This is a genomic window from Nocardia seriolae NBRC 15557 (assembly GCF_007990715.1).
Classification (GTDB): Bacteria; Actinomycetota; Actinomycetes; order Mycobacteriales; family Mycobacteriaceae; genus Nocardia; species Nocardia seriolae.
Genome location: NZ_BJWY01000105.1, coordinates 18,876 through 28,531 on the forward strand (window position 1 = coordinate 18,876; position 9,656 = coordinate 28,531).

The 9,656-nt window shown below is 67.4% G+C and carries 2 protein-coding genes and 1 pseudogene; all 3 read right to left on the bottom strand.

Features of this window, described 5'->3' with window-relative positions:
• Positions 1–47 precede the first annotated feature (47 nt).
• A complete protein-coding gene (locus NS2_RS26590) occupies positions 48–2,285 on the bottom strand; it encodes a 3'-5' exonuclease (protein WP_033090968.1) in 2,238 nt (745 codons plus the stop codon).
• A complete protein-coding gene (locus NS2_RS26595) occupies positions 2,285–8,677 on the bottom strand; it encodes a DEAD/DEAH box helicase (RefSeq protein WP_071812005.1) in 6,393 nt (2,130 codons plus the stop codon). Before NS2_RS26595 ends, NS2_RS26590 begins: the two co-directional genes overlap by 1 nt.
• Before the next feature lie 214 nt (positions 8,678–8,891).
• A pseudogene (locus NS2_RS36295) lies at positions 8,892–9,656 on the bottom strand (hypothetical protein); the annotation flags it as partial.

The window sequence follows — 9,656 nt, forward strand, 5'->3', positions numbered from 1 at the left end:
TACGGACCGCCGGGTCTTCATAGCCCAGCGGTCCGCGCGTGCGGTGGTCAGTCGAGCAGTTCGGTTTTCTTGCCGCTCCAGGTCACCATCAACGCGTCGCGGGCGCGGCTGGCCGCGACGTAGAGCAGGGATCGTTCGCGCAGCAGGGCTTCGGGCTGTTCCTCCTCGGGAACGGCGTTGAGCGCGACCTTGGCGGGGACGTGCGCCTCGTCGATTCCGGCGAGGATGACCCGGGAGAATTCCATGCCCTTGGATCGGTGCATGGTCATCACCTGGACGTGGCCGATGGTGGCCGGGTTGGCGTCGAGGGCGCGGGCGTCGACGCCGCGCTCGCCGAGGGCGCGGACGTAGCGGTCACGGTCCTTGGCCACCCGGACCAGTACGGCGACGGTGGAGGGCTCGATCTCCTCGGCGAGCCAACCCTTGATCTGTGCGGCCACCCGGTCGAGTTCGTCGAGCGCCGAATTGGCTTGCAGCTGGACGGGTTCCGGACCCGAGCGGGCGGACCGGTAGCCGGTGGTGGATTCCTTCTGTTCCTCGAGATCGCTGTACTGCCCGCGATCGAGGATCCGCACCGCGAATTGGAGATTCTGCGCGGTGGTTCGGTAGTTGAGCGTCAAACGGCGCGAGCGCCCGACGATATTGATGCCCAGACGGCGCAGCACCACCGGCTGGCCGTAGATGCGCTGGTGTGAGTCCTCGGCGATGAACAGGTCGTTCTCGCCCTCGCGGACCAGCGACCGCAGCAGTGACCAGTGCGTCGCGTGCAGATCCTGTGCCTCGTCGACGATCACGTGGTCGGCGGCGAACACCCCGTCGGCGGCGCGCTGCCGCAGGTAGGCGGCCGCGAGCGCCTGCACCTCGGGGAAGGTGAGACTGTCGTCGGTGCGGCCGCGGCGGCGGAAGGCGTCGATGATCTTCCAGACGGCGATGCGCTGGGGGCGGCTCAGTCGTACCCCGCGCCCGGCCCGCGCCACCTTCGCGTATCCCTCGAGCGTGGTCACCTGATTGCCGAGAACGACCGAGACGTACTCGTTCTCGAGGAATCCCGGGGTGGCCAGCTGCTGGTCGAGCCCGCTGTGCGCGGTGTCCACGGCTTCGCGCCAGACCGGTTCGGTATTGGCGGTGCGGGACGAGGTGTAGGCCCGGCCCGAGCCGAGGAAGGCGTCGGACGCTGCGCCGAGATCGCCTGCCCCGCTGAGGATGTCATTGGCCAGCTTGTCGATGCCCTCGACGTATACACCGGGGTCGCCCGGCTTCTTCGCGAGCGTGATACTCGGTTCGAGCAGCTTCAGATGGGCCTTGAGGTCCATGGCGAGGGTTTTGTTGAACGTGGTCAGGATGATTCGCGCCTCGGGGTTGCGCGACCAGAGATTGCGGGCGCGGTGGATGGCCACGACCGTCTTACCGGTTCCGGCCCCGCCCGACAGCCGGAACGCACCGGAGTAGTCCTTCTCCGCGTAGGTGCGCTGTTCCGGGTGCAGGAAGATGCGCCAGGCCGCGAAGTCACCGCCCTCGATGACCCGGCGTAGCTCCCCGGTGTCGTCCCCGACATAGGTGAACTGCATCTTGGACACCGGATGGCTGAGCGCCTCGATGATCTGCGAGTCCTCGTCGAGCGAGGTGTCCACGGGATTCTCGGTGAGCGAGTATTTTTCGCGAATGTCGTCGATGCTGATGCCTAGCGCCAGATCGAACAGCGCGTGCCCCTGCCAGCTGCCCGACGCCTCGGCTTCGGCGGCGAGTTCGTTGATCGCGGTCTCGTCGGCGGCGGCCAAGGCGCGCTGGGCCAGCGCGGGATCCAGGCCCAGCCCCTCGGTCAGGTCCGTCAGGGTGAAGTCGAGTCTCTCGAGATACGACTTCTCCGGTGTGACAACCGCTTTGCCGATCCTTCCCCGCGGATCCGGGACGGTCGTGCGCTTCTTGCGATCGGCTTCACCGTTCAGCTCGCCGATGATGCCCTCGAGGGTGCCGGTAATGGGATTGACACGCAGGCTGGACTTCTCCGCCAGTGCATTGGCCTCATCGTGCTTCCAGGTACCCATGTAGATGTAGGTCGTGTCACCGCCCTTGGGGTCGATCCGGAACAGGATCGCGCGGTGATTGATGTCGACCCGCCCGGTGCGCACCCTGGCGTCGAGCGCACCCTTGAGCGGCTCGATGTGCAGACCGGGCGTGGTGTCGTCTGCCTGCAGCTTCTCCAGGAAGTCGTACACCCTGGGCTTGACCGACCCATCCAGTTTGCCCATGGCCTTGGTATTGGTGGCCATCACGATATTCGGCATCACATGCCCCCATTCGTTTCGAGAGTTTCGACGATGCGCGCCGGGTCGGGCGGACAGACCGTCCAACCGAGCGCGGACATCGCCTCCGTGGTCTCCGCGTTGTCGAAAAGCAGCACCGCGACCCGGGCCTGTGGCCAGCCGAGGTCGACGACCTCGCCCTCATCGGTCTCCAAACCGAGTGTCGGAACCGGTGTTCCGGCCTCGGCGAGCGCGAGCACCAGTGCCCGTTCGGCGGGCGTGACGGTATTGGCCAGTGCCTCTTGCCAATCCGGTGACAGCTGGTCGCCGGTCGTCGCGGGGACGGTCACCGCCGCGGGCGGTGTGGCGGGCTGCGGCGGTGCGGTGCGGTCGGCCACCAGCAGCGACCGAGCCGTGATCGCATTGGTGTCGCTGAGCCCGAGCCAATTCGACAGGCGCAGCCATTCCTTCCACGCGTGGCTGTGCCTGAGCTCGAGCATCTCGTCGCGGTCGTCCAGAGCGAGGACCGCGGAGATGTCGTCGGTGTTCGGGCGGAAGGCCGCCGTGACCGCGAGCGGGCCGTCGGAATAGGACCAGCATGCGTAGTCCCCGGGCGCGGGGGCCGGGAGCCGCGCCCCGTCGAGGATGTCGAGGGCGCGTGAGCCGAGCTTGCCATGCTCGCCGCGTGCCGGCTTGTCGCGCAACAGCATCATCGGCAGCCAGCGGCCCACCTTCGTCCAAGCCTCGACATCCGGATCCTGCATGAAGGCGATGAGCTGGGTGATGGGATCGGCGCTGGTCAGCAGCGTGACGAGTTCCGGCTTCAAGGTGCCGGTCTTCATGGTGCGCGCCACGGCACCGTTCGAATACCAAGGAGCCAGCACCTTTTCATCACAAGTGAAGCGCTCGAGATCCTCGAATCCGAATGACCAGACCAGTACTCCGCCGGAACGGAGGATGGCACGCTTGCCCGCGTCGTCGGCCACCCGATTGTGGTCGGGCATCGCGTGGAAGCGTCGGCCGTCGGCGAAGATCGCGATGATGGGGATGTCGAGATCGGTTGTGGTCAGCTGGAAATCCGGCCGGGCATTGCCGTGCTGGACCTGCGGCTGCAGCGTCCAGGTGCGAGTCTTCTTGCCCGACAAGGTGATGGTCGCCGTGTCCGAGTAGGTGCCCGGTTTCTCCTTGATCGCCGCGCCGGTGGCGCGCAGCCGGTCCAGGAACGCGGCATAGAACTTGGCCTCGAGGGCGGATTCGTCGCTGCCCTGCTTCTTCGCTGGTTCCTCGGCCGCTATGGCCGCTTCCCAGTTTTTCAGGTCCGGTTCGGTGCCGCCGGGCGGAATCAGCAGGGTGTCGAGCACTTTCAGCGCCGTCACGCGGGAAACCTTGTCGAGGTCGTGCGGTGGCGCGAACGGCAGCAGGCACCGGTGGCAGGCCATGCGGTCCTCCGCGGCGCAGGAGCAGTTCTCGACCGTCTCCCGGGCCGCGGCGAGCACCGCCCACACCTTGGCCGGGTCGGCGAACTCGGCCAGGTACCCGGTGCCGCCGGGCACCGTGTCGTGGATGAGCAGGGCGCTCTGCTGCGGGGCGTGCAGGGCGTCGGCGATGGTCACGACGTCGAGGTGTTCGGGCGAGCCGCCGATGACCTGCCGCAGTCCGAGCAGCACGGCCGCGCTCAGACTCGGATAGGCGAAGGTGTCGTAGCTGAACGCGGACGGCAGGTGCAGCAGTACGGCTTGGGTGCGCAGCGTCCGGGCCAGCGCGATGGAGCGGACATGGTTCTCGTCGGACGCGTTGCGGTACCGGCACCAGCTGCGATGCTCGTGCGGGCGATTGACGCCGACGATCTGGTCCAGCTGACCGCAGCCGGAGCAGACCCGGAACAAACCGCTGGCGGTCTCCTCACCCGCGATGAACCGCTTGCCGCCCTGCGAGGTCTTGCGGCCCATGTTCAGCCAGCGAATATCCATGCGGCGCAGGTATTCCGCACCGAAATCGCGGTCGGTGAGGAACCAGCGTCGCATCACGTGGTCGGGGTCGATATCGGCGGCGGCGACGACCTTGAACGACTCCCGGTGCCGTTCGTCGCGGGCGTCGTTGATGGATGCCTCGTCGCGCCGCACCTCGGCCGAGACCCGCGACATCTCGACCACCTGGAGCTGCTGGCTGACATCGGCGATCCTGCCGGTGTGGCAGCGCGCGCACTGGATCGGCGGCGGCACGTCCTCCCCGGCGTGGCCGATGGCGACCCAGCCGCACTGCGGGCACACCCACCAGGTGTGGATGCTGGATTCACCGGCTCCCAGGTCGACGGCGTCGATCTTGACGGCCAGGCCCTGCGCGTAGAAGGTTGCGCCGGGCGCCAATTCGGTCAGCGCAACCCGCGCGCCGCGCCGGTAGCTGACGCTGTCGCTGGTGTACTGCTCGGTTTCGGCGTCGAGCCAGGTGATGCCGACATCCAGGGTGACCGAATCGTCGAGCAGGGTGTAATTGGGAAGGACGCCATAGCGTTCCAGCACACCGACCCAGTGTTCCTTGGTCAGCTGGTTCTTCTGCTTGCCGAGCAGGCGCAGGGTGCCCAGCGCGGTGCGCAGGTCCCGCACGTCGTCATCGGTGTGGGCGGGGGACTCCGCGCGTTTCTGGATGTCCGGCAGGGCGGCGTCGACCGCCGCGCGCCGGGTCGTCAGTTCGGCGACATCGCGATTCCAGCGGTGCACCGCCTCCCGCAACTGCTCCACCAGCTGGCTGGGCGTCTCGGAATCGGCCGGAATGGCCCACGTGCGCAACGCTTTCCGGGTGCCCATATCGAGCAGATCACCGAATTGGGCGAGAAAGTCATCGGCGAACTCGGGTGCGTACCCGTCGGCGGTGTCGAGCAGCCGGGCCATCCAGGTGCCGGAATCGAAACTGCCGAGCACCTTTTCAGCGAGGATCGGATCCTCCATCCCCGGGGTACGGGCCAGCCGGTCCACGATGTGGGCGACGTACTGGCGGCGCAGGATCTCCTCGGCGGTGAGGAAGGTGGCGGGCGGGCGCACCTCGCCCTCGATCACCGACGTCGGATCGTTGAGCTTGGGCAGGTGCTCGCCGCGGCCACGCACGAAGGCCATCACCAGTGAATTGCCGGTCAGACGACCCGCGCGGCCGACCCGCTGCAGGTAGGAGGACACGTTGCGCGGCATGGATCCGAGCATCACCGTCGACAGATCGCCGATGTCGATACCCATTTCGAGGGTCGGGGTGGCGACCAGGACATTGGGCGCGGCCGGATCGTCCGCGCCGCGCTTGAACGCGTTCTCGTATTCGAGACGGACCGCGGTGGGCAGCAGCGAGGTGTGCTCACGGGCCACCACCCGCTTCATCTCCGAGGACGCGTAGAGCGTGCGGTAGAAGTTGTCCTTCTGCTCGGCGCTGCGCTGAATGCCTGGGCAGCGGATGAGCAGGCACGGTGCGCCGTCGAGTTGATCGACCACTGCGGCGGTGCCGGGATTGGGTGTCTGGCAGACATCGCACACCAGCAGGTGCCGTTTGGCGGTCAGGTCTTCGAGGGTGGGGGCGCCGACCAGGATGGCGTCGGGCGCGAGCTGGTATGCGGTGAGTCCTCTTTCAGTGAGGACCGTCGAGAGCACCCGCTGTTCGGCGAGCACCGAGAACAGGGAGCGGGCCAGGAATCCGCCCTCGAAGGGGGAGACGTTCAGGCACTGCGCGGCCCAGCGCGCGTACCACGCCGCGGGCGCGGTGATCGGGTCGAAGCCCTCGGGGATGGTGCGCGATCCGATCGCCGGGAACGACGGTGCGGGGCGGCCTTTCGGGAAGGCCGGTGCGCCCTGGTCCTTGCGGCGGCCACCCCATACCCAGCGGCGGTTGGCGTCCTTCTCGATGAACTTGCGCAGCCAGTCGTGTGCGATCGCGCCCTGGGCGCGCATGCGCTCCACGGTTCCCCGCACCCAGCGGGTCACCGCCTCCGAATCCGGTTCGCTGAACGTCATTTGATGCTCGGTGGCATTGAGTGCTGCCATGCCGAGGCGGTGCACACGTTTGGGGGATCCCAGATCGACTTCGGCCACCACACTGCCGGTGAGCTCCAGGGTGCGGCCCAGACGGGACTGCAAACCGAACTCCAGGTCGATATCGAATTGCAGGCGGCGCTTGACGTTCCGTGTGGCGTTGCCCTTCTCGGCGGGCTTCCGTCCGCTCTGCCAGAAGGCGGAGAATCCCTCGTGCTCGACGAGATCGGGGTGCAGCAGCCGGTACCGGGCTCCGGGATCGTCCCCGGCGCGGCTCAGGACGGCCTCGCACAGTTCGGTCAAGGTCAGCATGTCGGTGTCGGATCGGGTGTCCCGCAACGCGGTTCGCAGAGTGGAGCGCAGGCTCAGGGTGTGCGAACGGGCCTGCACGAAACCGGCGCGATGCGCGGCGTCCTGCACGCTGTCGGTGAACATCAGCGCCTTCTTCTCGTCGGCGTCGAGATCGGGATCACCGAACATGTTCGACAGCGCCACCGAGAGCTGGGTGGCCACGGCGCTGCCGAGGAATCGGATGCCGTCGGCCGCGCCGCACGCCGGGCACAGGTCGTGGGTGGAGTTCTCGTCCGCATCCGGTCCCGACAGGTACAGGATCGGCAGCACCCGTCCCTCCAGCACCTCGGCACTCTCGAGATCCGGTGTCTCCTCGGTGATCTCGCGATCCTCGACCCGCAGCCAGCGCAGCCCCTCGACGGCCTTGCCCAGGTGTGATTCGGCCGTTGCGGAGATCAGCGCGCGGAACCGCGGGCCGCCCGAGGCGTGGTAGCGGCGGATCTCCTCGTCGGTCACATCGAGCGTATGGCCGGTGGGCGCGAGCCGACAGCCCCATCCGGAGCGGCCGCAGTGGCGGCAGAACACGGCCGGGAGATAGGTGGTGCCGTGATCGGCGGGTGCGCCGTCGTCGGCCCAGTGGTACCGGGTGGCCGCGCCGACCGCGCGATCGATGCGCGACAGCTCCCGGAACCACAGGTGCACATCGACATTCAGTGCGCTGCGGCCGATCTCGGCTCGCAGGTGGGACAGGGCGGCCAGCAGCAGGTCGATGTACTTGCGTCGGATATCCCTGTCGCGCAGGGTCTCTCGTTCCGGACCGGGAATCAGCAGATCGGTCAGCGCGGCGAGCGGGATGGCGTGCTGGGCATGTGCGAGCAGCTCGCGGAACACCGGACTGCGCTTGAGCAGATCGATTTGTTCGGCGGGCTCCAGCCGCCGCAGCTCCCTGATCTGGCGCTTCAACTCGATATCGGTTTCACCGGGCCGTTCGAAAAGGCTGGCGAGCGCCAGTGCCGTCAGTTCGGCATTGGACCTCTTGGACGGGCCGCCGGGTGCATTGCCGTACTGCTCGAATTCCTTTATCGCGGCGGCTACTTCGGGCCGGGTCCGCGGCCGGTACACACCGTCGAGCTCGGTGCCCCGATCGCCCAGCCACTCCTCGGCGGTACGGCGCGTCTCCCCGATCAAGGTGTCGCGGGGGAAGACGTCCCCGAACACCGTGTGCGCGAACTCGAGCATCGCGGTCGGTTCCTCGCCCGAACCGAGGGTGGCGGAGGTGGCCACGGGTGTGATCTTCCCGAGCGGCCGGGCCCGGTCCGCCTCGGTCACCGCCGACGCGTCGGTCCAATGCGCCTTGACCGTCAACCCGAGCCGCCGCAACAGCATTGCCACATCGGTGCCCTGCGCGCCGTCGTAGGTGTGGAACTCGTCGAGCACCACGTAGTGCAGCGAATCCGCCGACTGCCGCCACATTTCGGCGCGGTCGGGGCGCAGCAGCAGATGGTCGAGCATCTTGTAGTTGGTGAGCAGGATGTCCGGCGGCGCGTCGTGCATGAGGCGGCGGTCGGTGATCAACCCGGCCGCCGAGAGCATGGTCCGTCCGCCCGAGGACTGCTCGCCGGTGTACAGACCCGCCGACACCCCCGCCAGCCGGGGGTCCTCGGTGATCAGTTTCGCCAGCCGCTGCTCCTGGTCATTGGCCAGCGCGTTCATCGGGTAGATGAGCAACGCCTTCATCCCGGTCACACCGGCGGCATTGGCGCGCATCACGTGATCGAGAATCGGATACAGGAACGACTCGGTCTTACCCGAGCCGGTGCCGGTGGTGACCAACGTCGGCAACGGCCGCGGCTGAAACTTCGTCGACAACCGCTTGAACGCCTCGGCCTGATGGCCGTACGGCGTGAACCACTCCGGCCACCAATCCAGGTGCATGCCCCAATTGCCCTGCGCCGGCGCGAACGGCAACCGCAGTCGCGCATACGGCCCCTTGAACATTCCAGACACCGGATGCCCGATGAAGTCCGTCAACGCGCCCTGCGCATCCGGATCAGTCAACGCGAACGTGGTCGCGAGGTAGTCGGTCAACCCCTCCCGCAGGCGATTGGCCTGCAGCGTGGGTAGCAGGGCCCCCATGATCGACTGTGATCCCTTCTGTATCGGATGAAGCTGGCTTACCGGAGACCGAGCGAAGCGATTGTCATCGAGCTGACCCACTTCGGATTCTGACCCGCAGCGGGTCTGCGGGCCGTCGTAACAGAGCTTGTTGTCGCAACATTGTTAAGGTCCTCGGCCGTTCGAACGGTTGACCTACTGGGCGTTGAAGCGCTGGGCGGCCGCGAAGTCCGAGTCATCGATCCCGACCAGCGCGTCCACGAACTCCTGCGCCCGATCCAGCGGCGCGACAGCGGACTAAGGACCGGTCGGTCAACTCGGAGCCCCCGGCCCCCGGCCCGCTCCCGTTCCCCAGTAGCCGCCGCCCGGTGGCGGACACCTCCGACGCAACCCGCGACTGCCAGGTGGTGAGTGGCTGAACGAACTCGATCGCGACCGACACCACCTGCTCGGACGGCGACTCGGTGACGGTGATCCGGCTACCCGACGCCAGGACGGCCGTCTGCACCTCGGTCTCCGCGGCATCCAGGCTCACGGTATCGCCCTGAGCCTCAGGCGGTTTCGGCCGCTCGATTCCGCGAGCGGGCACCATCACCGCGGCCCCGTTCAGCACCTCCGGCGACAACTCGAACGCCTTCTGCGCCTGCAACCCAACCTTGGCCGATACGGTCGAAGCCGTGACCACCGCGGGCGCGGCCACCACCAGCCCACGCCCCAGCAAATGATCCACAGCAGGCAAGAACTTCTCACTCATAGCGGGCGTCAACTGCCCGATCCGAACCCCATCCAGCCGAACCTCGACCACCCGCTTGACCGTCCGCGCCGTCCGCTCCTCCACCGGTACCAACGTCACAATCACCACCCCCACCCCGCTCGCCGTCCGATACCGGCTCAGCCGATCGAAATGCTCCCCCGTCTTCCCAACCTGCACCGACCCGCCATCCGGCAGCAATGTATACGCCTCGACCGGAGGATTATTCAGAGGCACCATCGTCTCTCG

Bases quoted from the DNA above. Each gene is read 5' to 3' on its own strand.
- NS2_RS26590 (WP_033090968.1), bottom strand. From the start codon at position 2,285: ATGCCGAATATCGTGATGGCCACCAATACCAAGGCCATGGGCAAACTG.
- NS2_RS26595 (WP_071812005.1), bottom strand. From the start codon at position 8,677: ATGGGGGCCCTGCTACCCACGCTGCAGGCCAATCGCCTGCGGGAGGGG.